This is a genomic window from Microbacterium murale, from assembly GCF_014635185.1.
Taxonomy (GTDB): Bacteria; Actinomycetota; Actinomycetes; order Actinomycetales; family Microbacteriaceae; genus Microbacterium; species Microbacterium murale.
This window is the reverse complement of the sequence record NZ_BMCM01000004.1, coordinates 248,782-274,104: the sequence shown is the minus strand read 5'-3', so window position 1 is coordinate 274,104 and position 25,323 is coordinate 248,782. Positions and strand designations below refer to the sequence as shown.

At 66.7% G+C, this 25,323-nt stretch carries 30 protein-coding genes, 2 tRNA genes and 1 riboswitch; of the genes, 17 read left to right on the top strand and 15 right to left on the bottom strand.

Annotation, left to right across the window (positions count from 1 at the left end; translation table 11 throughout):
• Window positions 1–2: 2 nt before the first annotated feature.
• On the bottom strand, window positions 3–278 hold the full coding sequence (locus IEV67_RS13660) for a multidrug ABC transporter ATPase (protein ID WP_188437118.1): 276 nt from the start codon (window positions 276–278) through the stop codon (window positions 3–5).
• A gap of 94 nt (window positions 279–372) precedes the next feature.
• On the opposite strand from IEV67_RS13660, the gene IEV67_RS13655 reads away from it, so the two are divergent.
• Together IEV67_RS13655 and IEV67_RS13650 are read left to right on the top strand one after the other, a co-directional pair.
• Window positions 373–753: a cold-shock protein gene (locus IEV67_RS13655; RefSeq protein ID WP_188437117.1), complete on the top strand. Its 381-nt coding sequence runs from the start codon at window positions 373–375 to the stop codon at window positions 751–753.
• Window positions 746–1,309 (top strand): DUF3027 domain-containing protein, encoded by a 564-nt coding sequence (locus IEV67_RS13650; RefSeq protein ID WP_188437116.1) that lies wholly within the window; start codon window positions 746–748, stop codon window positions 1,307–1,309. Before IEV67_RS13655 ends, IEV67_RS13650 begins: the two co-directional genes overlap by 8 nt.
• Window positions 1,310–1,391: 82 nt before the next feature.
• Here IEV67_RS13650 and serC read toward each other — a convergent pair whose 3' ends face one another.
• Entirely contained in the window at window positions 1,392–2,504 is a 1,113-nt protein-coding gene (gene serC / locus IEV67_RS13645; protein WP_188437115.1) for a phosphoserine transaminase, read from the bottom strand.
• Between the two features lie 101 nt (window positions 2,505–2,605).
• On the opposite strand from serC, the gene IEV67_RS13640 reads away from it, so the two are divergent.
• The 4 genes from IEV67_RS13640 to IEV67_RS13625 all read left to right on the top strand — a co-directional run bounded on the left by IEV67_RS13640 (window position 2,606) and on the right by IEV67_RS13625 (window position 5,350).
• Window positions 2,606–3,307 (top strand): iron-dependent transcriptional repressor DtxR, encoded by a 702-nt coding sequence (locus IEV67_RS13640; RefSeq protein WP_188437114.1) that lies wholly within the window; start codon window positions 2,606–2,608, stop codon window positions 3,305–3,307.
• A gap of 361 nt (window positions 3,308–3,668) precedes the next feature.
• The gene (locus IEV67_RS13635) at window positions 3,669–4,415 is read left to right on the top strand and encodes a M23 family metallopeptidase (RefSeq protein WP_229703125.1); all 747 of its coding nucleotides are present in this window, start codon (window positions 3,669–3,671) and stop codon (window positions 4,413–4,415) included.
• Window positions 4,416–4,741: 326 nt separating this feature from the next.
• The gene (locus IEV67_RS13630; RefSeq protein WP_188437112.1) at window positions 4,742–5,239 is read left to right on the top strand and encodes an HNH endonuclease; all 498 of its coding nucleotides are present in this window, start codon (window positions 4,742–4,744) and stop codon (window positions 5,237–5,239) included.
• Between the two features lie 39 nt (window positions 5,240–5,278).
• A tRNA-Arg gene (locus IEV67_RS13625) sits at window positions 5,279–5,350 on the top strand.
• A gap of 28 nt (window positions 5,351–5,378) precedes the next feature.
• Here IEV67_RS13625 and IEV67_RS13620 read toward each other — a convergent pair.
• On the bottom strand, window positions 5,379–5,639 hold the full coding sequence (locus IEV67_RS13620) for a hypothetical protein (RefSeq protein ID WP_188437269.1): 261 nt from the start codon (window positions 5,637–5,639) through the stop codon (window positions 5,379–5,381).
• Window positions 5,640–5,752: 113 nt separating this feature from the next.
• Between IEV67_RS13620 and IEV67_RS13615 the strand changes: the two genes are divergently transcribed.
• Window positions 5,753–6,133 carry a hypothetical protein gene (locus IEV67_RS13615; protein ID WP_188437111.1) on the top strand — a complete coding sequence of 127 codons (381 nt, stop codon included), beginning with the start codon at window positions 5,753–5,755 and terminating at the stop codon, window positions 6,131–6,133.
• Window positions 6,134–6,144: 11 nt separating this feature from the next.
• Here IEV67_RS13615 and IEV67_RS13610 read toward each other — a convergent pair whose 3' ends face one another.
• Together IEV67_RS13610 and IEV67_RS13605 are read right to left on the bottom strand one after the other, a co-directional pair.
• Window positions 6,145–6,882, bottom strand: a complete 738-nt coding sequence (locus IEV67_RS13610) for a gamma-glutamyl-gamma-aminobutyrate hydrolase family protein (protein ID WP_229703123.1) — start codon at window positions 6,880–6,882, stop codon at window positions 6,145–6,147.
• 74 nt (window positions 6,883–6,956) lie between these two features.
• On the bottom strand, window positions 6,957–9,131 hold the full coding sequence (locus IEV67_RS13605; RefSeq protein WP_188437110.1) for an MMPL family transporter: 2,175 nt from the start codon (window positions 9,129–9,131) through the stop codon (window positions 6,957–6,959).
• Window positions 9,132–9,206: 75 nt separating this feature from the next.
• Between IEV67_RS13605 and IEV67_RS13600 the strand changes: the two genes are divergently transcribed.
• On the top strand, window positions 9,207–9,794 hold the full coding sequence (locus IEV67_RS13600; protein ID WP_188437109.1) for a MarR family winged helix-turn-helix transcriptional regulator: 588 nt from the start codon (window positions 9,207–9,209) through the stop codon (window positions 9,792–9,794).
• 10 nt (window positions 9,795–9,804) lie between these two features.
• Here IEV67_RS13600 and IEV67_RS13595 read toward each other — a convergent pair whose 3' ends face one another.
• From IEV67_RS13595 to IEV67_RS13585, 3 genes are all read right to left on the bottom strand, one after another.
• Entirely contained in the window at window positions 9,805–10,146 is a 342-nt protein-coding gene (locus IEV67_RS13595) for a histone-like nucleoid-structuring protein Lsr2 (protein WP_188437108.1), read from the bottom strand.
• Between the two features lie 46 nt (window positions 10,147–10,192).
• Window positions 10,193–10,519 carry a DMT family transporter gene (locus IEV67_RS13590; protein ID WP_033106675.1) on the bottom strand — a complete coding sequence of 109 codons (327 nt, stop codon included), beginning with the start codon at window positions 10,517–10,519 and terminating at the stop codon, window positions 10,193–10,195.
• Between the two features lie 11 nt (window positions 10,520–10,530).
• A riboswitch (guanidine-III (ykkC-III) riboswitch) is annotated at window positions 10,531–10,598 on the bottom strand.
• Window positions 10,599–10,626: 28 nt separating this feature from the next.
• Window positions 10,627–11,484: a LuxR C-terminal-related transcriptional regulator gene (locus IEV67_RS13585; protein ID WP_188437107.1), complete on the bottom strand. Its 858-nt coding sequence runs from the start codon at window positions 11,482–11,484 to the stop codon at window positions 10,627–10,629.
• Between the two features lie 110 nt (window positions 11,485–11,594).
• Here IEV67_RS13585 and IEV67_RS13580 point away from each other — a divergent pair, with 110 nt between their 5' ends.
• Window positions 11,595–11,942 carry a DUF485 domain-containing protein gene (locus IEV67_RS13580; protein ID WP_188437106.1) on the top strand — a complete coding sequence of 116 codons (348 nt, stop codon included), beginning with the start codon at window positions 11,595–11,597 and terminating at the stop codon, window positions 11,940–11,942.
• Entirely contained in the window at window positions 11,939–13,573 is a 1,635-nt protein-coding gene (locus IEV67_RS13575; RefSeq protein ID WP_188437105.1) for a monocarboxylic acid transporter, read from the top strand. The genes IEV67_RS13580 and IEV67_RS13575 overlap by 4 nt, the downstream gene beginning before the upstream one ends.
• A 58-nt stretch (window positions 13,574–13,631) precedes the next feature.
• Here IEV67_RS13575 and IEV67_RS13570 read toward each other — a convergent pair whose 3' ends face one another.
• Complete coding sequence (locus IEV67_RS13570; protein WP_188437104.1) at window positions 13,632–14,141, bottom strand: methylated-DNA--[protein]-cysteine S-methyltransferase; 510 nt, start codon at window positions 14,139–14,141, stop codon at window positions 13,632–13,634.
• Between the two features lie 208 nt (window positions 14,142–14,349).
• Here IEV67_RS13570 and IEV67_RS13565 point away from each other — a divergent pair, with 208 nt between their 5' ends.
• Together IEV67_RS13565 and IEV67_RS13560 are read left to right on the top strand one after the other, a co-directional pair.
• The gene (locus IEV67_RS13565; RefSeq protein WP_188437260.1) at window positions 14,350–18,012 is read left to right on the top strand and encodes an AAA family ATPase; all 3,663 of its coding nucleotides are present in this window, start codon (window positions 14,350–14,352) and stop codon (window positions 18,010–18,012) included.
• Window positions 18,005–18,205, top strand: coding sequence for a hypothetical protein (locus IEV67_RS13560; protein WP_188437103.1), 201 nt, complete (start codon window positions 18,005–18,007; stop codon window positions 18,203–18,205). Before IEV67_RS13565 ends, IEV67_RS13560 begins: the two co-directional genes overlap by 8 nt.
• A gap of 78 nt (window positions 18,206–18,283) precedes the next feature.
• Here IEV67_RS13560 and mscL read toward each other — a convergent pair whose 3' ends face one another.
• The 3 genes from mscL to IEV67_RS13545 are packed head-to-tail and all read right to left on the bottom strand — an operon-like array spanning window position 18,284 to window position 19,603.
• Window positions 18,284–18,691 (bottom strand): large conductance mechanosensitive channel protein MscL, encoded by a 408-nt coding sequence (gene mscL, locus IEV67_RS13555; protein WP_188437259.1) that lies wholly within the window; start codon window positions 18,689–18,691, stop codon window positions 18,284–18,286.
• 27 nt (window positions 18,692–18,718) lie between these two features.
• A complete protein-coding gene (locus IEV67_RS13550; RefSeq protein ID WP_188437102.1) occupies window positions 18,719–18,991 on the bottom strand; it encodes an FmdB family zinc ribbon protein in 273 nt (90 codons plus the stop codon).
• Between the two features lie 15 nt (window positions 18,992–19,006).
• Window positions 19,007–19,603, bottom strand: coding sequence for a 5-formyltetrahydrofolate cyclo-ligase (locus IEV67_RS13545; RefSeq protein ID WP_188437101.1), 597 nt, complete (start codon window positions 19,601–19,603; stop codon window positions 19,007–19,009).
• A gap of 50 nt (window positions 19,604–19,653) precedes the next feature.
• Here IEV67_RS13545 and galU point away from each other — a divergent pair, with 50 nt between their 5' ends.
• From galU to IEV67_RS13525, 4 genes are all read left to right on the top strand, one after another.
• Entirely contained in the window at window positions 19,654–20,541 is an 888-nt protein-coding gene (gene galU, locus IEV67_RS13540; protein WP_188437100.1) for a UTP--glucose-1-phosphate uridylyltransferase GalU, read from the top strand.
• Between the two features lie 23 nt (window positions 20,542–20,564).
• Complete coding sequence (locus IEV67_RS13535; protein ID WP_188437099.1) at window positions 20,565–21,194, top strand: GNAT family N-acetyltransferase; 630 nt, start codon at window positions 20,565–20,567, stop codon at window positions 21,192–21,194.
• Window positions 21,195–21,269: 75 nt separating this feature from the next.
• Window positions 21,270–22,130, top strand: coding sequence for a hypothetical protein (locus IEV67_RS13530; RefSeq protein ID WP_188437098.1), 861 nt, complete (start codon window positions 21,270–21,272; stop codon window positions 22,128–22,130).
• 54 nt (window positions 22,131–22,184) lie between these two features.
• Window positions 22,185–22,257, top strand: a tRNA-Ala gene (locus IEV67_RS13525).
• Window positions 22,258–22,330: 73 nt separating this feature from the next.
• On the opposite strand, the gene IEV67_RS13520 is transcribed toward IEV67_RS13525, so the two are convergent.
• The gene (locus IEV67_RS13520; RefSeq protein WP_188437097.1) at window positions 22,331–23,215 is read right to left on the bottom strand and encodes a metallophosphoesterase; all 885 of its coding nucleotides are present in this window, start codon (window positions 23,213–23,215) and stop codon (window positions 22,331–22,333) included.
• A 54-nt stretch (window positions 23,216–23,269) separates the two neighbouring features.
• Window positions 23,270–24,190, bottom strand: a complete 921-nt coding sequence (locus tag IEV67_RS13515) for an AEC family transporter (RefSeq protein ID WP_188437096.1) — start codon at window positions 24,188–24,190, stop codon at window positions 23,270–23,272.
• 144 nt (window positions 24,191–24,334) lie between these two features.
• Here IEV67_RS13515 and IEV67_RS19100 point away from each other — a divergent pair, with 144 nt between their 5' ends.
• Window positions 24,335–24,469: a hypothetical protein gene (locus IEV67_RS19100; RefSeq protein WP_268238591.1), complete on the top strand. Its 135-nt coding sequence runs from the start codon at window positions 24,335–24,337 to the stop codon at window positions 24,467–24,469.
• Between the two features lie 80 nt (window positions 24,470–24,549).
• Here IEV67_RS19100 and IEV67_RS13510 read toward each other — a convergent pair whose 3' ends face one another.
• Window positions 24,550–25,293, bottom strand: coding sequence for an IclR family transcriptional regulator (locus tag IEV67_RS13510; protein WP_268238592.1), 744 nt, complete (start codon window positions 25,291–25,293; stop codon window positions 24,550–24,552).
• Window positions 25,294–25,323 lie beyond the last annotated feature (30 nt).

The following is a 25,323-nucleotide window of genomic DNA, read 5'->3' as shown; positions in this document are numbered from 1 at the left end:
CGTCAGGAGCGCTTGGCTGCGCGTCCCTTCCTCACGAAGCTCATCACCAGCAGCGCGATGATCATCGCGAACGCGAGCGGCAGACCGTACGGGGGGATCGCGATGACGAGCGGCCAGATGCCATCGGAGAAGGACTTCTGCGTCATGCCGGATGCGCTGCCGATGATGATCGCGAAGAAGCAGATCACCGAGAGTGCGGCGAGCGTCAATGCCGTAAAGGCGAGGATGCGATCCAGGCGGCGGACGGGAACGTCCGGTCCGGAATTCTGCGTGCTCATCCGTCTCAGCTTAGTCCCTTGAACACCGGTAGGCTGGGGGTGGGCGCGCATGCGCGCGCCTTCACACCGGCACCATCACACAGCGAGGTTCTCCATGCCCACCGGCAAGGTCAGGTTCTACGACGACGAGAAGGGGTTCGGCTTCATCGCCAGCGATGATGGCCAGGACGTCTTCCTGCACGCCTCCGCTCTGCCTGCAGGCGCGGCAGTCAAGCAAGGTGCCCGCGTGGAGTTCGGCGTGGCCGACGGCAAGCGCGGACTCCAGGCCCTCTCGGTGCGGGTCCTCGAGGCTCCCGTCAGCCTCTCGAAGGCGAAGCGCAAGCCTGCAGACGACATGGCGATCATCGTCGAAGACCTCGTGAAGCTGCTCGACAGCATCGGCGGGGACCTCCGCCGCGGACGCTATCCCTCTTCCGGTCACGGGCGCAAGATCGCGGCGATGCTGCGAAAGGTTGCCGAGGATCTCGATGCCTGATGCCGACGCACGTCTGATCGGCGCGCACGATCTCGCGCTCGCGGCGCTGCACGAGATCACCCCCGCCTCGACGGTCGGCCCCGCAGCGGGCTACCTCGTCGAGGACGACGGTTCGGTGTCGTTGCGTTTCGAGAACCGGCTGCCGGGATACCCGGGGTGGTATTGGACCGTCACGGTCGCCCGTGTCGAGGACGCCGAGCCGACCGTGCTCGAGGTGGAATTGATGCCGACCGACGGCGCGCTCCTGGCACCGGAATGGGTGCCGTGGGCAGAACGTCTCGCGGACTACCGTGCGCACCAGGTCGAACTCGCCGAGCAGGCCGCGGCTCTCGCGGCGGAGGCAGGCGAGGCGGCGGATGCCGTGATTTCGGGGTCCGACGCTGACGGCGGCGACGACTTCGATGCGGACATCGACGATGACGATGACGATGACTTGGATGATGAAGACGACGAGGACGATGACCCGTCCGAGCCGCGCACCCTGCACGCCGGCGACCTCGACGGCGTCGACATCGACGAGCTCGACGACTCCGCTGAGGACGACGAAGAGGAATAGTCTCTTTCGCGCTACACGCTTCGGCAGTCGCTACATCGATCGATGCGGCGACTGCCGAAATGTAAGATAGCGCCTGCCCGCGTCAGGCGCCGGTGTTCGCCAGTACGTGGTCGATCGAGCGGATGAGCTGGCGCACATCGTCGGGCTCGATCGACACGAACGTCGCCACGCGCAGCTGATTGCGGCCGAGCTTGCGGTAGGGCTCTGTGTCGACGATGCCGTTGGCGCGCAGGGTCTTCGCGATGCCCGCCGCGTCGATGCTCTCGTCGAAATCGATCGTGACGACGACGGGGGAGCGGTGCGCCGGGTCGGAGACGAACGGCGTCGCGACCTCGGAAGCCTCGGCCCAGTCGTAGAGCGCCTGCGAGGACTCGGCTGTGCGGGCGCCGGCCCAGGCCAGGCCGCCGCTCTCATTGATCCACTTCAGCTGGGTGTCGAGCAGGTGCAGCGTCGTGATCGCCGGAGTGTTCAGCGTCTGATTCAGACGCGAGTTGTCGACGGCGTTCTTCAGACTCAGGAACTCGGGGATGTACCGATCGGATGCCGCGATCCGCTCGATCCGCTCGATGGCAGCGGGCGACACCGCGGCGAACCACAGTCCACCGTCGGAGCCGAGGTTCTTCTGCGGTGCGAAGTAGTAGACATCCGCCTGACTCACATCGATGTCGATGCCGCCGGCGGCGCTGGTCGCGTCGATGACGGTGAGGGCGCCGTCCGCCGCGACGCGCTCGACGGGAGCTGCGACGCCGGTCGAGGTCTCGTTGTGCGGCCACGCATAGACGTCGATGCCCTCGGCCGCTTCGGCGGCCACGAGCGAGCCCGGCTCGGCGGTGCGTACGTCGGGAGCTTCGAGCCACGGCGCGCCTGCGGCCTTGGCGAACTTGCCGCCGAACTCTCCGAAGGTGAGGTTCTGGCTTCGACGTTCGATGAGGCCGAAGGCAGCGGCATCCCAGAATGCGGTCGATCCGCCGTTGCCGAGCAGGATCTCGTATCCGTCCGGAAGGCGGAACAGGCTCGCGAACTGCTCTCGGACGCTGCCGACGAGGTTCTTCACGGGCGCCTGGCGGTGCGAGGTGCCGAGGATGCTCGCCCCCGAGGTGACCAGCGCCTCGAGCTGCGCTGCGCGCACCTTCGAGGGACCGCAGCCGAAGCGGCCGTCTACGGGCAGGAGGTCACGGGGAATCTCGATCGCCATGCGTCGATTCTAGGGCCGCGGAGCGCAGCGATTTCCCCGTGTGACCCGTACCCGCACTCCCGGGAGAATGTAGGCTTGCCTAAGAAGACCCGGAGGGCCTAATGACGGACTTGATCGACACCACGGAGATGTATCTCCGCACCATCCTCGAACTCGAGGAGGAGAACATCGTGCCGCTGCGCGCGCGCATCTCCGAACGCCTCGGGCACTCAGGGCCGACGGTCTCTCAGACGGTCGGGCGGATGGAGCGCGACGGCCTCGTCGTCGTCTCGGAGGACAGGACGCTCGAGCTCACTGACGCGGGTCGCCGCAAGGCGGTCGATGTGATGCGCAAGCACCGTCTGGCCGAGCGTCTGCTCTCGGACGTGATCGGCCTGGACTGGGCCTTCGTGCACGAAGAGGCCTGCCGCTGGGAGCACGTGATGAGCGAGCAGGTGGAGCGTCGCCTCGTCGAGCTGCTGGGCCATCCGACGGAGTCGCCGTACGGCAATCCGATCCCCGGCCTCGATCAGCTGGGCGACATTCCCGCGCGCACCTTCGATGAGGGCGTGATCGGCCTCGTGAAGAAGCTCAACGCGGCTAACGAGCCGATCGAGGGCACTGTGCGCCGACTGGCGGAGCCTGCCCAGGTCGATCCCGAGCTGCTCGAGCAGCTGCGCGATGCCGGCGTCGTGCCGGGTGCACGAGGCAACTACCGTTTCAACGAGGGATATGTGCTGATCCAGATGGACGGCGTGGAGGAGGGGCTCGAGCTGCCCGTCGAGCTCGCGTCGCACATCTTCCTGGTGGGCGATCCGGCCTGATCTCTGCTCGCACCGCACCGCTCGGACGACGCGTTCGGGAGATTGCCAGTGTCTCAGGGTGACAGAATCGTTATCTTCCGGTAACCTCGGTCAGGTCGTCAGTGAAGAAGCCCGCTGGCGGCATTCCCGCGAAGATCGCCTCACCGGCTCGTCCTCTCCGCGGACAATCCGCACAGAATGTCACCCGACAAGTGGCACGAGTAGCAGAGTGCAGACGAGCCAGCGCACCCGAAGCGTCGAGGCACTGGAGGATTCCCTTTTGGCCGCAGATATCGAACCGACCGCGAACACATCTGAAAAGTCTCTGAAGCGAAGCAGCAGTGCAGCGCCCCGCGACGTCGCGCGCAAGATGATCAAGCCCATGAGGTCGATCGCCATCTTCGGCGCCGTCGGCGCGCTCGTCGCCGCTGTCGCATTGCCTGCGTACGCAGCCTCGTCGACGCCGGTCGACGCCGCCGCCACGCTTCAGCAGGTCGCGGCAGGTGACGCTCAGTCCCTCGTGGTGGCATCCGAAGCCACCGCCTCTCCGCTCAACCGATCCACGTACAGTGCGACCACGCAGGACGAGATCGACAAGAAGAAGGCCGAAGAAGCTGCTGCGGCAGCCGCAGCAGCCGCCGCGACGGCCGCGTCCGCATCCGCAGCGTCCTCATCCGGCGGCGGCATCGACATCGGCAGCTACGCGCTGGTCTCTCCCGGATCCGGCGAGGTCCGCTACCCGCTTCCGGCCGGCTCCTACACGCAGGGGCGCACGACTGTCGGCGCGGACAGTGGCGGCCACGACGGTGCAGACATGCTGGCACCGGCAGGCACGCCCATCTACGCCGCGGCGGCGGGTGTCGTTCGCATTTCGACGGAGAGCTACTACGGGTACGGCGTCGGAATCACGATCGACCATGTCATCGGCGGACAGAGCGTCTCGACGACCTACGGTCACATGACGTATGGATCCCGCCAGGTGCAGGCAGGCCAGACGGTGGCTGCAGGGCAGCTCATCGGCGCAGTCGGCAGCACCGGCAGCTCCACGGCGAACCACCTTCACTTCGAGGTGCACGTCAACGGCAGCATCCTCGAGCCGTACGCATGGCTCGCCGCGAACGCCGGCTGACACGGTTGATCGTCGCACGCACGCGACACACGTCTGAGCGTTCACTCTCCGTTTCCTCATCCGTCGGTGCGATGGGCTAATCTGTACCCGTCGTCGCACGGACGGGAGAAGCCGATGGAACGAATACCGAGCATCCGCACCATGGATGCGCTCGGTCGTTACGTCCTTCGGCATCGCCCGCAGGGATGCACCGATGTTGTCGTGTGCGAAAGGCGCTGTCTCTGAGACGGCGCCTTTTTTCGTCCCTGCGTAGATTCTGCTGTCCGAGTGACGTCGTGTGATTCGAGAGTGCCGGGAAGCCGTCCCGGCGGATCGAGAGGATGACGATGCGCACACTTGTTCTGAATGCCGGGTACGAGCCGCTCGCGGTGGTGTCCTTCAAACGAGCCCTGGTGCTCGTGATGAATCAGAAGGCGACCGTGATCGAACGGGTGGAAGACGATCCCGTCTGGGGCGCACGCGGGCCCTACGACCGTCCGGCCGTCATCATCCTCCGCAGATACGTGCGGCTGCCGATGAGCAGACGCGTACCTGTCACTCGGCGTGGAGTGCTGCGCCGCGACAACCACCGTTGCGGATACTGCGGCAAGTCCGCATCGACGATCGATCACGTGCTGCCCCGATCGCGCGGGGGAGCGGACTCGTGGGAGAACCTCGTCGCCTGCTGCCTGCGCTGCAACAACGTCAAGAGCGACCGCACGCCGCAGGAGATGCGGTGGGAGCTGCGCTTCACCCCGCGTCCACCACACGGCACGGCGTGGACGGTCCGCGGCACGGAGCGCAGCGATCCCTGCTGGGAGCCGTATCTCGCACTGGCGGCGTGACATCGTCCTGCCGTCGGGGCGGATAGACTGGACCGGCCAGCCTCTGTAGCTCAATGGAAGAGCAGTTGCGTCCTAAGCAAACGGTTGGGGGTTCGAGTCCCTCCAGGGGCACCTTGTCTCGTGGTCGTCGCCGACGGAATCAGTCGGTCTCCTCCTCCATCTCGGTCTGAGGTCGACCGACGATGCCGATTCCGACAGCTTCATGGCTGGGCTCCGGTTCCGACCTTTCAGGCGCCTTCGGCTCTTCGCCCGGTTCCTTCTCCGTGCTCGGTTCCTTCAGGTCCTGCGTCGACGGCTCGTCCGCGTTCTCCTGCTCGCTCGCCGAAGGGGTCTCGGATTCGTCGGCGGGTGCCGGTTCGACCTTCTCCGGGCGCAGGCCCTGATCCTCGATGCCGCTCATCAGTCGTCCATCCTCTCGATCGATCTGAACCAGTCACCCTAGAACCAGGAAGCGCACGACACGACCCGGTTGACCGGAGCGATGCCGCGCGTTATACGCAATACGATGAGCACGTGCAGATCATCGACACCCTCGCTGCGGTGGGCGAGGCGATGTCATGGATCGGGCTCGGCATCGGCATCCCTCTGCTCGTCCTCGCAGGCATGGTCGCGCTCGCCGAAGGACATTGGGAGCGCGTCGACATCGCCATCGTGGAGCGTGACGGCGTCGCGATCGGGCGCTGGTTCGCTCGCGGCGACTTCCATGAGCGGCCGTTGCGCGAATCCGAGTTGACCGCGGACGACTGGCACAACGGCTACGTCAGCACGAGGAACCCGGAGAACGCCAGGGTCCATCCGCCGATGGGACGACGGCTCCTGCTCACGCTCGGCATCATCTTCACGATCGCCGGCACCGTGGGGTTCGTCGTCTCGTTCCTGCCTGCGCTCGTCTGAACCGAGCGGGCTCAGACGCGGCTGGCAGTGAGTTGCCGCTCGAGTCGCAGCAGCAGTGCGCGTAGTTGCCGGGCTGCCGACTCCGGATGCTCCGGATGCCACTGCACGCCGGTGATCGGAGCCGATTCGTGCACGACCGCCTCGATCACGCCATCCGCGGCGCGCGCCGCGACCATGAGGCCGTTGCCGAGTACATCGACGGCCTGGTGATGAGTGCACATGACGGGATCAGCAGCATCCACGTCGCGATCGAGATCGGAGACAGGTTCGATGGCGACGAGGTTCGTGACGAAGGCATTGCCGGATTGAGGGGCTCCCCGGTGGGCGGCGCTGTTCGACAGGTGCTGCACGAGCGTGCCGCCGAGTGCGACGTTGATCAATTGAATGCCGCGGCAGATCCCCAGAAGCGGCCTACCCTGCTGCATCGCCTCCAGGACGACGGCGATCTGCGTGCTGTCTGCGCGTGGTTCGTGGTGTCCGGAACCCGGATAGGCGGCGCTGTCGCCATACAGGCGCGGGTCGACATCCTCACCACCCATGAGCACGACGACGTCGGCCTCTCGGGCGGCGGTGAGGCTCTCGATCCCGGAGCTCTCCGCGCTGGCCACCACCTGAGCTCTCCAGCCGAGCGACTCGATCGTGCTCACAGTGGCGGCGTTCAGCATGTCGAGCTCGTGCTGATACCGCACGTTGCTCGGTCGTCTGGTTCGAAGATGGAGAACGGCGACGCGGCGGGCGGACGAGGACACACCCTCATCCTGGGCGCTCTTCTTTGCGCAGCCGCGTCGGTCGTGTTGCCGAAGTGTTTCCTCGGGACGTGCTGTCAGTCCTCGCCGCGCCCCAGCTTCGAGGGCCACCAGATCCTGCGGCCGATGTCGTAGCTCAGCGCGGGCACCAGCAGGGAGCGCACGATGAACGTGTCGAGCAGCACTCCGAAGGCGACGATGAACGCCAGCTGCACGAGGAAGAGGATGGGGATCACAGAGAGCGCCGCGAAGGTCGCTGCGAGAACCAGACCCGCCGATGTGATCACGCCGCCGGTGATCGCGAGTCCTCGGAGCACGCCCTGCCTGGTACCGTGCGCGATCGACTCCTCGCGCACACGGGTCATGAGGAAGATGTTGTAGTCGATGCCGAGCGCGACCAGGAACACGAAGCCGTAGAGCGGCACCGCAGGATCCGCGCCGGGGAAGTGGAAGATCCCGTTGAAGACGAGCGCGGAGACACCCATCGCCGTGCCGAAGGAGAGCACGGTGGTGAGGATCAGCAGCACCGGCGCGAGGATCGAGCGCAGCAGCAGCATCAGGATCAGCATGATCACGACGAGGATCACCGGGATGATCAGGTTGCGGTCATGGATCGAGGCATCATTCGTGTCCACCGCGGTCGCCGTGACACCGCCCACGAGGGCGTCGTGGTCGGCGAGCTGGGTGCGGATGTCTCGAACCGTGGATGCTGCGGCAGAGGAGTCCGCGGCATCCGTCAGCGTGGCCTGCAGCATGACGTCACCGTCGACTACCGTGGGATCCGGCGCAGGAGTGCCAGGCGGGCCAACGGCGGAGATGCCGTTGGCCGTCACGGTCGCGGTGCCGCTGGGGGAGTCGGATGCGGTGACGCTGACAGCATCCACGCCGTCGTGCTCCAGCAGCACGTCGGCGACGTCCTGCAGAGAATCCTCGTCGACGACCACATAGGCGGGACTTCCGGAGCCGCCGGGGAAGTGCTCGCCGAGCGCGACCTGCCCGTCGCGCGCCTCGGACGCGCCGATCACGAGGTCGGACTGCGGAACGCCGACGGCATCGAGCTGTGTGACGCCGGCAGCTCCCGCCAGGAGCACGAGTGTGGTCGCGATCCAGATCAGACGGGGGCGCCTCTTGATGAGCGCGGCCAGCTTCGCCCAGAGGCCCTTCGTCGGCATGCCGTTCTCTGCCGCCACGACGTCCGGCTCGAACGCGGGGCGACGTGGCCAGAACACCGCCCGGCCGAACAGGAGGAGCATCGACGGGAGCAACGTCAGCGCGGAGAGCATCGCGAAGAAGATGCCGATCGCGGCGACGGGGCCGAGCGTGCTGTTCGACTTCAGATCGCTCAGAAGCAGGCAGAGGAGCCCCGCGATCACGGTTCCGCCTGAGGCGAGGATCGGCTCGAAGGCGCCCTTCCATGCGGCCAGTACCGCGGCGCCCTTGTCGTGTGAGACGCGCAGCTCTTCCCGGAACCGCGCGACGAACAGCAGCGCGTAGTCGGTGGCGGCTCCGATCACGAGGATGAACAGGATGCCCTGCGTCTGCCCGCTGAGCAGCAGCACCCCGGCCTTCGCCAGCCACCACACGGTCAGCAGCGCGACGCAGAGCGCGAACAGGCTCGTCGACAGCACCACGATCGGCAGCAGCAGCGAGCGGTACACCAGGATCAGGATCACGAACACGGCGAGAAGGGCGACGCCGAGCAGCAGGCCGTCGATACCAGAGAACCCGGCCACCAGATCAGCGCTGAAACCGGCCGGCCCGGTGATGTGGACAGTGACGCCGTCCGGCGCATCCGCGCGCAGTTGTGCGCCGAGCGCCTCGACAGTGTCGGCGAGTTCGGCATCGCTCTCGATGGGGATGAACGCCTGAGCGGCCATGCCGTCATCCGATGCGATCGCAGGGGAGACCTCATCGCTGATGCCTTCGAGCGACGGCGCATCGGCCACGGCATCCGTTATCGTCTCGAGTTCGGCCTCGGTGAGCTCATCCGCCCCCACGAACACCGCGATGGCAGGGATCGCATCCCCGTCGTTGAACTCGCCGAGCAGCGCCTGCACCTTGGTGGCGTCCGCAGAGGAGGGGAGGTAGCTCGTCTGATCGTTGGAGGAGACTTCGTCGACCTTGCCGAACAGCGGCCCGCCGAGTCCCGCGCCGATGAGCCAGGCGAGGATCAGCACGACGGGGATGAGTACGCGGGCCCACGAGCGGCGGCGGGTGCGTACGCGTTTCGGCGGTGTGCTGTCGTCAGTCATGAACGTCCTCGATTTAGCTAGCCTGGCGAGAAGAAAGCTTAGCATGAAGATATTCGAGGAGATATCATCGTGCTCATGCCTTCGTCCGACGGATCCGCCCCGCGCCCATTCGCGTTCGGACCGTCGATCTATCACGTCGACGTCAGCGATCCAGACGGCGAGCTCGTCGACCGCAGGGGCATGTCCGACGAAGACGTCCGCGAGATCAGCGATCTCATGCAGGCACTCGGTGGGCTTCGCGACGCCGAGCAGAAACTGTCAGAAGCGTCGCTTCGATACATGAAGCTCAATCAGACGGATATGCGGGCACTGCATTTCCTCATCGCGCTCGAGAACAGCGGCGCCACGGCCACGCCCGGTGCGATCGCGGCGCATCTCGGCATCTCGACGGCATCGACGACCAAACTGCTCGACCGGCTCGAACGCGGCGGTCACATCACCCGGTCACCGCATCCGTCGGATCGACGCGCGCTCGCGATCGCGATCACACCGCAGACGCGCAGGTCGGCCATCGAGACAGTCGGCCGGCAGCATGCCCGCCGGTTCATCGCGGCGGCGCGGCTGTCGTCCGATGAGCGCGAGATCGTACGAAGGTTTCTCGTGGACATGACGACGGAGATCGCCCTCGGCGATGTGCCGTGGGCGATCTCCGAAGAAGAGTGATCAGAGCAGGTCAGTGCGCGGCGCGATATGCGTCCACGATGGTGCCGGGGATGCGGCCGCGCTCGGAGACGGTGTAGCCGTTCTCATTCGCCCATTCGCGGATCGCCGCAGTCTCGGGGGAGCCTGCGGCGCGCTTGCGTGATGACCCTGCGCGCGAAGCGGAGGCCGACGCACGACGGGCAGCCGAGACATATGGCTCCAGAGCCGCACGGAATGCGTCGGCGTTCTCCGAAGTCAGATCGATCTCATATGCCGTGCTGTTGAGAGAGAAATGGACGGTTTCGCCCTCTCCGATTCCCAGAACCGTTCCATCGATGTCGTCTACGAGCTGATGCACAATACGTCGGGCCATTTCGTCAGCATACGCGCGAAAGAATGCACCGACAACAATTCAGATGCTATTCATGACCGGGGTCGATGAGTTTCAGACCGACGATGCAGCCGACAAGTCCGAGCAGAAGAAGGATTCGCACCCACGAGATATCCGTATCTCCGGTGATCATGGCGTAGATCACCGTCAATGAGGCGCCGATTCCCACCCACACCGCATATGCGGTGCCCGTGGAGATGTCCTTCATCGCCCACGCGAGGCCGAACATCGACAGGGCGAGGCCGACGAAGAACACGACGCTCGGCCAGAGTTTTGAAAGCCCGTCGGACTTTCCCAATGCGGTCGCCCAGACCGCTTCGAGAACTCCGGAGACGATGAGAATGATCCACGACATGGTCTGCTCCTTAGGAGCCAGTCTTTTCGCGTTCCGGGTACTGGTTCACCTCGTCCGGTGCCGCAGAAGGCGACATCGTCAAGAATACCGGGCGAGCCTGGGCAATGTCAGGGCAGCAATCCCGCCCGCCGCGCACGAGCGACGGCTGCGTGGCGGGTCGAGGCATCCAGCTTCGACATCGCCGTGCCGAGATACGCCTTGACCGTGCCCTCGCGCAGCCCGAGCTGGGATGCGATCTCCGAGTTGGTCGCTCCCAGCGCCACGCACGCGAGCACGTCGGTCTCGCGGGGAGAGAGGTGAACGGATGAGATCGGACCGGTCATGACATCCTGCTCGCCACCGACGACGTCGAGCAGCCGGCTCTCCAGCCTGGCGAGCCGCTCTCTCAACGTCGCATCCGTGACATCGGCTGACACGCTGCGCAGGTCTGCGAAGCTCTCACGCAGTTCTTCGAGCCGAGCGGGGGAGAAGCCCTGGGGACGCGGCGTGAACGAGCGCATGCGGCGCTCCACCTCGTCGCGGATGCGGAGTTCGGATGCGACGGAATCGGCGACGGTCATCGCCGGTGCCGTGCTGACTCCGCCCACTGGGGTCTCATGCCATGCCCCGGCGTAGAGCACGCCGCGAGAGCGGCCGCCCACGACGATCGGGATGGCGAGCAGAGTTCGCAGCCCCTCTCCGAGGACGAAGCCGTCATAATCGTGCGTGATCTGCCTGGAGGCGCCGTAGTCGCTGGTCATGCGGGGACGCAACTCCGTCATGGCACGCCCGCCGAGGCCGCGCTCAGGGCGCACGCGGAGTCCCTCGAGGCTGTGGGTGCGGTTGCCGACGATGCTGGTCACCGACACGACGCCGTCTTCGATGAGTCCACCGAAGGCGACGGGGAAGCGGGTGCGGCGGGACAGCTCGCGCACTGCATGAGCGACGAGATCTGTTTCCGCATCCAGTGTGATCGTGGTGCTCACCAAGGTACCTACTTTCGGGGGTGACGACGCCGTGCCCCGTTTCGTAGCGTCGACCCTACCACTCGCACGGTGCCACCATGCGAGTTCCCGACATGTGGCAAGGAGGCCCCATGACCGACCGAATCGATTCTGAATCGGCAGGTGGAATCGACTACATCGCTGTCGAAGAATCACCGCGATTCCGGCAACTCAAGAAGACGCAGCGTTCGTTCATCTTCCCGATGGCTGCATTCTTTCTCATCTGGTATTTCGCCTATGTCCTGCTCGCGGCATTCGCGCCAGAATTCATGGGTCAGCGCGTGTGGGGCGATATCACGATCGGTCTGCTCTTGGGGCTCGGCCAGTTCGTGACGACTTTCGCCATCACGATGGGATACGTCTCGTTCGCGAATCGGAAACTGGATCCGAAAGCACAGGAGATCCGTGAAGAACTCGAGAAGGCGCAGGCGGACGCATGAACGTCATCCCGATGGCCGCCACTGCGACGGCTGACAACAATCCCATTCTCAACATCGCCATCTTCGCGGCTTTCGTCGCGGTGACCCTGTTCATCGTCATCCGCGCCAGCCGCAACAACAAGACTGCAGCTGACTATTACGCGGCAGGTCGCTCCTTCACCGGGCCGCAGAACGGCTTCGCCATCGCAGGCGACTATCTGTCAGCAGCATCCTTCCTCGGGATCTGCGGTGCGATCGCGGTGAACGGTTACGACGGATTCCTGTACTCGATCGGCTTCCTCGTCGCCTGGCTGGTCGCACTGCTCCTCGTCGCCGAGCTGATGCGCAACACCGGCAAGTTCACGATGGCTGATGTGCTCTCCTTCCGCCTGAAGCAGCGGCCGGTCCGCATGGCCGCAGCCATCACGACGCTGGCGGTGTGCTTCTTCTATCTGCTGGCTCAGATGGCCGGCGCCGGCGGGCTCGTCTCGCTCCTGCTCGGCATCGACGGACGGATCGGCCAGTCGATCGTGATCGGCGTCGTCGGTGTGCTGATGATCGTCTACGTTCTCATCGGCGGAATGAAGGGCACCACCTGGGTGCAGATCGTCAAGGCCGTGCTGCTCATCGCCGGCGCCGTGGCCATGACGATCTGGGTTCTCGCACTGAACGGATTCAGCCTCAACACGCTCCTGGAATCGGCCGTCGCCAAGTCGCCCGCAGGTGACGCGGTGCTCGCGCCAGGACTCCAGTACGGCGCGAACCCGTGGGACTTCCTGTCGCTCGGCATGGCGCTCGTGCTCGGTACCGCTGGCCTGCCGCACGTGCTGATGCGCTTCTACACCGTGCCGACGGCGAAGGAGGCGCGACGTTCGGTGGTCTGGGCGATCTGGCTCATCGGCGGGTTCTATCTGCTCACTCTCGTGCTCGGCTACGGCGCCGGCGCCCTCGTCGGAGCAGAGGTCATCATGGCAGCCCCTGGTGGTGTGAACTCTGCCGCCCCGCTGCTGGCGCAGCATCTCGGGGGTCCGCTCCTGCTGGGCTTCATCTCCGCGGTCGCGTTCGCGACGATCCTCGCGGTGGTCGCGGGGCTCACCATCACGGCTGCGGCCTCGTTCGCACACGACATCTACGCGAACATCATCCAGAAGAACCGCAAGAACTCCGACGGAACGGCCGCTGATCCGGATCCGAACGGGGAGGTGAAGGTCGCCAGGCGCACCGTGGTCGTGATCGGCATCCTCGCGATCCTCGGCGGCATCGGGGCGCAGGGGCAGAACATTGCGTTCCTCGTCGCACTGGCGTTCGCGGTCGCGGCATCCGCCAACCTTCCGACCATCCTGTACTCGCTGTTCTGGCGGCGCTTCAACACGCGCGGCGCGGTGTGGAGCATGTACGGCGGTCTCGGATCGGCGATCCTGCTGATCGTGTTCTCACCGGTGTTCTCCGGATCGGAGACCGCGATGATCCCCAGCATCGACATCGTGCTGTGGCCGCTCAACAACCCCGGCATCGTGTCGATACCGCTCGGATTCATCCTGGGCTGGCTCGGCACGATCACGAGCCGCACACCGGAATCGCCGCAGCTCGCGGCCGAGATGGATGTCCGCTCGCTCACCGGGTTCGGCGCCGAGAAGGCGACCGAGCACTGACGGACGATCAGTCGAAGCAGGAACCCCCGAAGGCCCACACCTCGGGGGTTCCTGTCGTCTATCGCTCCAGGTCGAGCAGATAGCGTTTGTGCTCCGGATGAGCGCCGTACTGACCCGGACTGCCGTCGGAGCGCACGACGCGGTGCACCGGCACGATGATCGAGAACGGCGTCAGCCGGCACGCGGTGCCGACCGCGCGCGCCGCGCCGGGGCTTCCTGCGACCACGGCGACCTCGCCGTAGCTCATCGTCTGACCCCACTCGATCGATGTGATCGTCTGCAGCGCCGTGCGATGGAATCCGTCGATCAGGCGCCAGTCGAGCCGTACGTGCTCGTCGAAGCGCACGGGGTCGCCTGCGAAGTAGTCGTCGAGCAGATGCGCGAGTTCATCGGCCGCGCCCGGGTCGGGCACCGGCACCTCCTGGAGTCTGGATGAGATGCCTTCCAGAAGCCAGGGAACGGTGGGATCGGAGGACTCGGAAAGGTCGAAGCGCACGATCCCCTCGTCGGAGAAGACCACGAGTGCGTCGCCGAACGGAGTGGGGGCGAAGTCGTAGCGGAAGGTCATGACCCCATCCTGACGTGCGCGGCTGACGTCCGTGCGTTCGATACCGCTGGTGGGGGAGAAGCGCCGATTCAGACCCGGATGTGCAGGAAAAGTGGGTCAATCCGGTGAAACCCGCCCGGGATACCGGGAGTGCGCAGGCTCGGAGCCTAGTCTGTCCTGTGTGTGGCGACGTGAAGAGAAGGCCGCGGATGCGGCAGCGGAAGCCGCGATGACTCTCGGCGACCAGCAGGGCGACCAGACGGCAATCGCGGTCGCACACATCGCCGACGCCGAACGCACCAGACTCCGTGCCGAGGCCGCCGATCTCGGTGGGCCATCGCCGCTGGTCACCTACCGCGACACGGTTGAGGGCGGCATCGACATCTCCCGAGCTCACCCAGGGAGCCTGCCGCAGTTCATCACCGGCAAATCCACTCTGCTCTCGAACCTGTTCCGTGACGAGGTGGGACTGCGCACCGCACGTCTCGCCGCAGAGCGCATCACGGCGAAGCACACCGAACTGCGCACAGTGCGCGGCATCGAGGCCGTGCATCTTGCCGTCGGACTCGCCGGGTGGCGCATCGGCGGGGCGGACTTCGCCGCCCCCGTTCTGCTGCGCCCGCTCGCCATCCGTCGGCACCACACCGACTTCGAGTTGAAGCTGCAGGGCGCCTTCATCGTGAACCCCGAGCTCGTGCGCGTCACCCGCGAGCACTTCGGCATCACGATCGATGCCGATGCGCTGGCATCCCTCGCGTACGACAGCGGCATCTTCAAGCCGCAGCCGGTGATCGACCGGTTGCGCGCGGCGACCCAGTCCATCGACACCTTCACCGTCCTGCCGCGCCTGGTCGTGTCGACATTCGCCGACGTCGGCGCCGCGATGACCCGCGACGGCAGAACCCTCGACCACACGCTCCTCAACGCGCTCGCCGGCCACGTCGCCGACCGTGAGCAGGTCACGGCGGCCCGCCCCCAACCGCACATCACGAGTGCGGACGATCGCGCACCTGCCTCGGACACCCTCCTGCTCGATGCCGACGCCGAACAGGAATCCGTGCTCGCCCGCATCACCGCCGGGCACTCACTCGTGGTCGCCACGCTTCCGGGAACCGGCGGAACGCAGACCGTCATCAACGCACTCGGTGAACTGGTGCGCGCAGGCAAGCGCGTTCTCGTCGTATCCGCTCGACGCTCGACGCTCGACGGGGTGCGTCACAGGCTCGCGGGCATCGCGCTGGACAGTCTCGCCGTGTCGCCGGCGAGCATCCGACGCGATCTGGTCCGTGCGATCGGGCGCAACGAGAAGGCGACCGCCCCCAAGGTCAGCGACGTCGACGATGCTCTGGTGCGCCTGCGCACCGTGCTGCGCGACTACCGCAAGGCGCTCACGGCCCCAGTGGCCGGATTCGACGTGTCGGTGCTGGATGCCACACGCCACCTCGCCAGGCTCGCTTCGCTGCCGACACCGCCTTCGACGACGGCGCGACTGAGCACTGAGACGCTGCGTCGCCTCGCCGGAGACCGCACCGCGGCGGCTGCAGCCCTCGTGCAGGCGGCGCGCCTCGGTGAGTTCCGCTTCGGTCCGAACGACTCGCCCTGGTACGGGGTGAGCTTCACCAGTACCGAGGCTGCGCGCTCCGCGCACGAACTCGCCGGCAGGCTGCACGCCTCGAGCGTTCCCGCCCTGCTCGAGCGCGGCTACGAGCTCATCTCCCAGACGCGCATGCGCCCGTTCGCGACGATCGACGAGCTGGGGGAGTACCTGCGGCTGATCGAGGGCATCCGCGACTCGCTCGATCGCTTCAGCCCGACCGTGTTCGAACGCCCACTTGGCGAACTCATCCAGGCTCACGGCTCACGTCGCGACTCGCCGGGCATGTCGGGCGCGAACCGACGTCGACTGCGCCGCCTCGCCAAGGAGTACGTGCGTCCAGGCGTGCACATCACCGAGATGCACGAGGCGCTGCTGCGCATCCAGCAGCAGCGCACGCAGTGGCAGCGTTTCGTCGACGCGGGTGTCGCTCCGGAGATCCCGCTCGGCCTCTCCGACGTGTACGGATCCTGGCAGCGGGTGAGCGCTGAGCTCGCCGAGCTCGATGTCGCCCTCGGGCGGCGCGAGCCGCTGGCGACGCTTCCGGTCGAGCGGCTCGTGCGCACCCTCGCCGGTCTCGCAGCGCGCTCGGATGTGTTCGACAACCTGGTCGAGCGCGCGACGATCCGTGACACTCTCGCGACGCTGGGGCTCGAGCCGCTGCTCGCGGAGCTCTCCGTGCGTCACGTCGCCGAGGACCAGGTCGCGGAGGAGCTGGAGTTCGCCTGGTGGCAGTCCCTGCTCGAGCGTGCGCTGCAGGACGACCGTGCCCTGCTCGGCGCCAACACCGCGGTGGTCGACCGGCTGGAGCGCGACTTCCGCCTCGTCGATGAGGCGCACGCATCGATGGCCGGTCCGCTTCTGGCGTGGCAGCTGGCGAATCAGTGGCGCATCGCGATCGTCGACGAACCGACCGAATCCCAGCACCTGCGGCGCGCGCTCACCCAGGGTGTGCCCTCGACCGCCGAGATCATCAGCGCCGCGCCGACGCTCATGAACGTGCTCGCACCCGCGTGGATATCGTCGCCGTATCAGGTGCCGGAGATCCCCGACTCGGTCGAGTTCGACGCCGTGATGCTGGTGGATGCTGCGGCCATCAACCTCGCCGAGGCCGCGCCCGCGATCCGCAGGGCGCGCCAGGTCATCGCATTCGGAGACCCGGTCACGCAGCGCCCGACCCCGTTCGAGGTCGCCGTCGACGCCGATCGCGAATGGGAGGCCGAGGTGTCGTTCGACGACGTCTCGGTGTTCGAGCGCCTTGCCGAGCTCCTCCCCGTGATGACGCTCACCCGCAGCTATCGCGCCGGGGGAGAAGACCTGGCGGAACTCATCAATGACGCCTTTTACGGCGGCGAGATCATCTCGCTGCCCTGGGCCGGCTCCTACCTCGGACGCGGCAGCCTCACCGTCGACTACGTCGAGGGCGGTGTCGGCGCGCCCGATCCGGTCTCCGGCGCTGTCGAGAGCCCCGACGCCGAGGTGGCCCGCGTGGTCACGCTCGTGGTCGAGCACGCCGTGCATCGCCCGTCCGAGTCGCTCATGGTCATCACCGCGAGTGCCCGTCATTCCGAGCGCGTCCGCGCGGCGGTGACGAGCGCGTTCGCCGGGCGGTCGGATGTCGCCGACTTCGTCGGTCGTGACACGGCGGAGCCGTTCGCCGTCCTCACCCTCGAGGAGTCGGTGGCGGAGAGCCGCGACCGCGTCATCTTCTCGCTCGGCTACGGCCTGACCAAGCACGGCCGCGTGCTCAGCGACTTCGGCGATCTGTCCACACCCGACGGCGAGCGGCTGCTGACCGTCGGAATGACCAGGGCTCGCCGGTCGATGGTGCTCGTATCGTCGATCCGACCCTCATCGTTCGACGACGGACGCCTGGAGCACGGCGCATCCACGCTCATGTCGATCCTCGGCGGCCTTGCCGCACGAGGGCGCGATTCGCGTCTCGAGGATCTCGCCGACCCTCTCACCCTGGCGCTCGCGCGTGAACTGCGCAGGCTCGGTGCCTCGGTCGACGTCGACTACCGCGGTCTGCTGCCACTGGTCGCGCAGCACGGTGGCAAGGCCGTCGTCATCGAGTCCGATCCCGAGTCGCGCGGAGAGTCGCTGCGCGAGACGCTGCGCCTCCGCCCGCATGTGCTGCGCCGGCTCGGATGGCACTACGTGCGCGTGCATGCGTTCGACCTCTACAGCGACCCTGTGACGGCGGCGTCGCGTATCGCGGCGGTGCTCGGCATCGCCGAGGATGCCGTGCGCTCCGACACCGACACGCAGCCGATCGACCTTCCCGGCGATGCCTGACGAGAAGTCGCCCGAACCCGCCCGTCAGCGCATCGTGCGGGTGCCCGGCAGTCGGCGCGCCCGACTCACTCCGGCCCCGGACACTGACCCGTCGCCGGACGTCGTGACGAATCCCGCCCGCGAGAAGCGGACCGTGGACGACCGCGGACCCAACGACGCGCGCCTGCGGGACGACGTCCCCCCGCACTACTGACGGCCGCGCACCGCTGACGGACAACAGCGAAGGCCCCCACCTCCCGACGGAGATGAGGGCCTCGATGAGCGAATCGCGTCAGCTCACGGCATCCTTGCGGAGCGCATCGCGGATCTCGATGAGCAGCTCCTGCTCGGTCGGCAGGGTCTCCTCTTCGACGGCGGGGTTGCGTGCCGCCTGACGCTCCTTGTACTTGTTCATCGGCACGACGAAGACGAAGTACACGACGAGCGCGACGGCGAGGAAGCTGATGATGGCCGTGATCAGGTTGCCCAGAGGGAACGTGACCGACTGTCCGTAGATGCCTGTGAGCGTCGGTCCGATGTTGCCCGATTCGTCCGGCTGGTAGAACAGTGCGACGAGCGGTGTGATGATGCTGTCCACCACGGCCGTCACGATGGCGGTGAACGCACCGCCGATGACGACGGCGACAGCAAGGTCGATGACATTGCCCTTGGTGATGAACTCTTTGAATCCCTGGAACACGGGAACCCCCATCTGTCGATGCAGACCTCAGGTCGAGGCTGGAGCCGCCGCGGGCGCCGGGGTGGAACTCGTCGACGTCTCCGACTTCGATGATGACGAAGAATTCGTCTTCTCGCCACCGCCACTCCGGGAGTCGGTGCGATAGAAGCCGGAGCCGTTGAACGTCACGCCGATCGATCCGTACTGCTTGCGCAGCGCTCCGCCGCATTCGGGGCAGATCGCGAGCGCGTCGTCCGAGAAGCTCTGGACGGCGTCGAACTTGTGGCCGCACGATGTGCAGGCATAGGCATAGGTGGGCATATCGTCTCGGGTGGATCAGGGTCGCGATGGCGACAGGGTGAGTGTGCGGGTGGGGGTCACGATGCCGGTGACGGGCTGGTCGTGCACCTCCCGCGGGAGGGATTCGAGTACCTCGGAATCATAGATCACGGCGTACACAGGAGGGCATTTCTCCATGGATCCGATGGTCTTGTCGAAGTAACCGCGGCCCCAGCCGAGCCGCATGCCGGTGGAATCGACGGCAGCGGCGGGGATGATCATGAGATCGACGTCGTTCACGGCGATGGGGCCGAGAACCTCGCCGGTCGGCTCGGGTAGTCCGAAGAGCCCTTCGGAGATTTCGTCGGAGTCGTCGGCGACCGCCCAGTCCAGCAGGCCGTCGGCGCGCGTGACCGGCAGGAGGACGCGGATGCCGCGCTGCACGGCTGCGGCGACGAACTCCCGAGTACCGGGTTCTGTCGTGGCCGACAGGAAGCAGGAGATCGATTCGGCGGAATGCGCCTCGATCAGCGCGTCGAGCTGTTCATGGATGCCGGATGCTGCGGTCTCGCGCTGCGCGTCTGAGAGCAGTTGCCGCCGCTCGCGCAGCTCGGCGCGCAGGGCGCGCTTCTCCTGCTCGACATCGGTGGACATGTCTCGAGTCTACGTGTCGGTGAGTGAGGAGCCACCGCTAAGCTGGCCTGATGGGACACCAGAAAATGAAGGCAGTCATTCCGGCAGCTGGCCTCGGCACGCGGTTCCTGCCCGCGACCAAGGCGATGCCGAAGGAAATGCTTCCGGTGGTGGACAAGCCGGCGATCCAGTACGTGGTCGAAGAGGCCGCTGCCGCCGGTATCGATGACATCCTCGTGATCATCGGCCGTAACAAGAACATGATCTCCAATCACTTCGACTCCGTGCCGGAGCTCGAGGTGAAGCTCACCGAGAAGGGTGACATGGCCCGCCTCGAGCGCGTCATGAAGTCGAGCGACCTCGCCGACATCCACTATCTGCGCCAGGGCGAGCCCAAGGGGCTCGGGCACGCGGTTCTGCGCGCGAAGGCGCACGTCGGCGACAGCTCGTTCGCTGTGCTGCTCGGCGACGATCTCATCGACGAGCGCGATGAGCTGCTGACCACCATGATCGACATCAACGAGCGCACCGGCGCGACCGTCGTCGCGCTGATGGAGGTCGACCCGTCGAGCATCCACCTCTACGGCGCCGCAGCCGTCGAGCAGACCGACGAGACCGACATCGTGCGCGTCACCGGGCTCGTCGAGAAGCCTGCTCCGGAAGATGCCCCCTCCAACCTCGCCATCATCGGCCGCTACATCCTGCCGGCCGCTGTGTTCCCGATCCTGGAGCGCACCGAGCCGGGCAAGGGCGGAGAGATCCAGCTCACCGACGCGCTGCAGGAGCTCGCCGCGGATTCGGACGGCCCCGGTGTGATCGGAGTCGTCTTCCGTGGACGGCGCTACGACACCGGTGATCGCGTCGACTACATCAAGGCGATCGTGCAGCTCGCGACCGACCGAGACGACCTCGGCGCCGAACTGCGGCCGTGGTTGAAGGAATTCAGCGAGCGCCTCTAGGCGTTTCGAGGGCGGGGATGCGCATGGATCTGCTGCCGGGGCACCGTCACGGTCCGGTCGAGCTGAGGCTCGTCCGCCCTCGCGATGCCCGCGTGCTGCAGCACGAGCTGCTGAACAATCGTTCGTGGCTGCAGCGCTGGGAGGCGACGATCCCGAACGGGTCGGCGTCGTTCGACATGCGCCTCAGCATCCGTCGTCTGCTCCAGCAGTACCGTGACGGCGGGGGATACCCGTTCGTCATGGAGCACGACGGAGAGATCGCGGGCCAGTTGAACATCTGGGGCGTCGCACGAGGGTCGCTGTGCTCGGCGACGATCGGCTACTGGGTCAGCGAGCGGTTCGCGGGCAAGGGCATCACCCCGACGGCTGTGGCGCTCGCCACCGATGCGTCGTTCCGAGAGTTCGGCCTGCACCGGATGGAGGTCTGCATCCGCCCCGAGAACGAGGCGAGTCTGCGCGTGGTTCAGAAGCTCGGGTTCCGCTACGAGGGACTGCGGCGTCGCTACATCCACATCGACGGCGACTGGCGCGACCACTACGCCTTCGCGCTCACGCGCGAGGATGCCCCTGAGGGCGTGCTCACCCGCTGGATCAACGGCCGGGCTCCTCAGGAAGCGGCGATGGTTCCGCCTTCGGACCGGCTCTCGATCTGAGATTCATCCTCGCCCGGTCGCGACACGCGCCCGGAGTGAGGGGCAGGAGCGACCGGGTCGCATACCGTTGACCCTATGGATGGGCCGGTGCTGAGTGGGGGCGTGATCGTCCTCGTCGCCGTGCTGCTCTGGATGCTCTACCTGCTGCCCTCGTGGCGCGGTCGCTACCAGTACAACACCTCCGAACGCAACGCGGTGCGGCTGAACCAGGCTCTGCGCGTGCTCGCCGAGACCAGTGAGACGCCGGCCGAAGTGCACCTCGAACTCAATGCCCGCACCGCGCACGCCCAGCAGAAGCTCGCGAAGCGCCTGCAGTCGGAGAAGGAGTCGGTCGAACTCGTGCGGCTCCGTGAGGAGCTCGCGGCGACCCGTGCCGATCCGGTCGTGCGACAGGCGCGCGCCCGTCGACGGGTGCGCGTGGTCGCGACGGTGCTCCTGATCGCCGGACTCATCGTCGCAGGGCTCGGCGTGTGGCAGTTGTTGACCGGAGGCACGCAGCTGCTCGCCTGGATCGGCGGTGCCCTCTCATCGGTGGCCGCGGTGATGCTGCAGAAGATGGCATCCGTCGCGCGACGTGCGGCTCGTCGCCCCGTCTCTGTCGTCACCGAGAGCACGGCCGCAGCTCGTGTCTCTCCGCCGCTGCACGATCAGGGCCGAGCATCGTGGACGCCGAGGCCCCTGCCGACACCGCTGGTAGCGGTCGCCGGGTCGGCCACCCAGATCGCGAGGGCCGAGATCGACGCCCAGCAGGCACTGCGCCGTGCCGTGCGCGTGGCCGCGCTTCGTGAGCGTGCGGAGGAGATGGCGGCGCCGGCTCCGGTGTCGCTGCCCGCCGCCAAGGAAGCGTCCTCGCCGTACGCGCGGATGGGTTTCGTGGACGACGCGGAGATCGAGCAGCATGTGCGGCAGCTTCTCGAACGACGTGCCGCGGGCTGAGCGTCGTCGCGGCGCGGTCAACCGGTCGAGCGTGATAATCTAACTGAGGTTCACGGGCCTATGGCGCAGTTGGTAGCGCGCCTCGTTCGCATCGAGGAGGTCAGGGGTTCGAATCCCCTTAGGTCCACACTGTGTTGAGACAGTAGAGAACAGGCTCCGCTTCGGCGGGGCCTGTTCTGCGTCCGGGGCTGCGGCGCCGGTCACTCAGCCGGCGGTCCGGAATCCTGAATGATCTGCGCCACCACGTCGGCGTCGTAGTGGAAGACCACATCGTCCGGAGTCAGACGCTCGACGAACGGGACGACGCGCACACGGTCGCCGTCGATGGTCACGACCGACCCGCCGAAGCCGTCGATCGCCGACTCCTCCGCCGGGTCGGCGAACGCACGCGAGAGGTTCGTCACGCCGGGGGCCACGGTCACAGGCACACCCCCGACGATCTCGGTGATAGGCAGGTGATAGTGACCGCCGAGGATGACACGCACGTCAGTGCCGCGGACGATGTCGAGGAGCTCATGTGCATCGTGCTCGTCCAGAGCGAGCGCCTGCAGTAGCGCCGTCTGCGCGCGCAGCGGCGGGTGGTGGACGACCACGACCGTTCCGTGGGCGGCAGGCTCTGAGATCGCCTCCCGAAGGAATGACAGCTGTTCGGGCTCCAGGCTGCCATAGCCGGCACCGGGCACCGAGCTGTCGAGCACCACGACCCGCCAGCCGTCCCGCTCGACGAGCGACGCCACCGGGCGGTCGAGATCGATTCCGGGCAGGGACAGCTCGACGGCATCCGGCTGTCCTTCACCCAGCACGGCGCGAAAGGCGTCACGCTGATCGTGATTGCCCATCGCGAACACCGCGCGGGCGCCCCGGGCGAAGGCCCAGGGCGTGACAGCATCCTTGACCTGCCGATACGACGCCTCCGAGCCGTCCTGACTCACATCGCCCGATACGACGACCAGGTCGAACGTGAGATGCGCCACGTGCGAGAGCGCGCGGCGCAGGTGCTCGGCGGTGTCGACCACGCCGTAGTGGCGGCCGCCGTCGCCGGAGAAGTGCGTGTCACTGAGATGCAGGATGCGGAGTGCGCTCATGCTGACACTCTTGCAGGCTCGCGCTCTCAGCCCAAGAGTTCTGACCCGGGAGGTCTAACCCAACAGCAACGTCGCAGCCAGCAGCACCGGAACGCACCCGATCGTCGTGATGAACACCGTGTCGCGCGAGATCGACTCACCGATGTCGTAGCGCTGCGAATAGTTGAAGACGTTCTGCGCGGTCGGCAGCGCCGCGAGCACGACGACGATCAGCACCTCGTGGTCGGACAGTCCGAACACGAACTGGGCGACGACCCAGGCGAGCAGAGGCATGACGAGCAGCTTCAGCACGCTGGCGAGCAGCACGTCGCGGCGGTGTCCCGACGTGCCGAGAACCCGCTGACCGTGCAGCGAGATGCCGTAGCTGATCAGCAGCACCGGCACGCAGGCGTTCGCCAGGAGGACGGCTGGCTCCATCACGATCGGCGGCAGATCGATGTCGAGCACCGAGACGAGCGTGCCCAGGGCGGAGCCCAAGATGATCGGATTCGTCGCCGTGCGCACGAAGGTGCGCCATGCCGAGGTCCTTCCGCTGGTGACGGCGTCGAGGATCGTGAGCGAGACCGGCGTGAAGACCAGCAGCTGCATCAGGATCACCGGCGCAGGATAGGCGGCGCTGCCCAGGAGGTAGAGCGAAAGCGGGATGCCGATGTTGTTGGAGTTGACCTGTCCGGCAGAGAGCGCGCCGATCACGGTCTCGCCGACGTCGCGCTTCCAGATCAGTCTGGCGACCAGCGCGTAGACCGCGATCACGAGCACCGCCGCGATGGCCGATACCGGCAGCAGTGAGGAGAACAGCACCTTGGCGTCGGCCTGCGCCAGCACGGTGAACAGCAGGAACGGCGAGAGCACGAAGAACGTCAGACGACCGAGCACGTGGCGTGCGTGCTCGCCCAGCAGATCGATGCGTCCGACGATGTACCCGACGGCGATCGCGAGTCCCACGACCACGAATCCGGTGAGAGTATCGAGCACCCTTCGAGCGTAGTGCGATCTCGATCGGCGGATGCGATCCGGTTTCGGTTTTTTCCTTCTCACCGGGTAATTTGACTTCCCTGTGGAACCGGCTATGGTCATGGGTTACACCCGCCAGCCGAACGAGAGGGGAAGCGAGTCCCGATGTCTGGAAAGACACCCAACGCAAAAGCAGGAAAGAAGACTGCGCAGTCATCGCTGAAGGAGAAGCGAGCGGCGAAGCGCGCGAAGCAGGAGCCGGCCACATTCCTCAAGCCCCGCAAGGGCGCGAACGGCTGATCGGAGAAGGAACCGGTTCCTGTGGAGGGGGTCGTCGGGCGGGTGGCCCGGCGGCTCCCTCCACCTTTGAGTCCGGTGGATCAGCGCAGTCGGCGCTGGAGTTCTGCCGCCGTCTCGCGCACTGCGGTGGCGGCATCCGTCTCGTCAGGGCCCGACCCATCGGCCCACGTCACGGCGACCGCGGCGAGCGGCCAGCCGGAGGCGTCGAGCACTGCTGCTCCGGCCGATCGGATCCCTGCCGTCACCTCGCCGTGCTCCGAAGCGAAGCCCGCCGCCCGCACGCTGCGCAGCTCTTCCCGCAGACCTGCCGGCCGCATCGGCACCCCGGCGCGGGTCGAGAACGCCGCGGCGTCCGGATACAGGGCGCGCACCTGCTCGCGGGGGAGAGCGGCGAGCATCGCCCGACCGGTCGCCGTGAGATGGGCGGGCAGGCGCACACCGACGTCCGTCACGAGAGCGGGTCTCCTCGGCGCACGCTCCTCGACGATGTACACGACATCGGCGCCGCTCAGCACCGCCAGATGAGTGCTCTCGCCCAGACGATCGGCGAGGGCCGCGACCAGAGGGCGTCCGAGCCGCGCGAGCGGCTGCTGACGGGCGAAGCCCCCGGCGAGTTCGGATGCCGTGGTCCCCAGTGCCCAGCGACGCTCCTCACGCAGGTGCAGCACGAATCCGTGCGCGCTGAGCGTGTTCAGCAGATGGTGGATCGTCGATCGTGGAAGCTGCAGCTCTCGGGCGATCGCGGATGCCGCGACGGGCGCCGGACGCCCGGCCATGTAACGCAGGATGCGCAGCGTATGGTCGGCGGCCGGTACCTGCACGATTCGCCTTGTGTCTGGGATCACAGACACAGG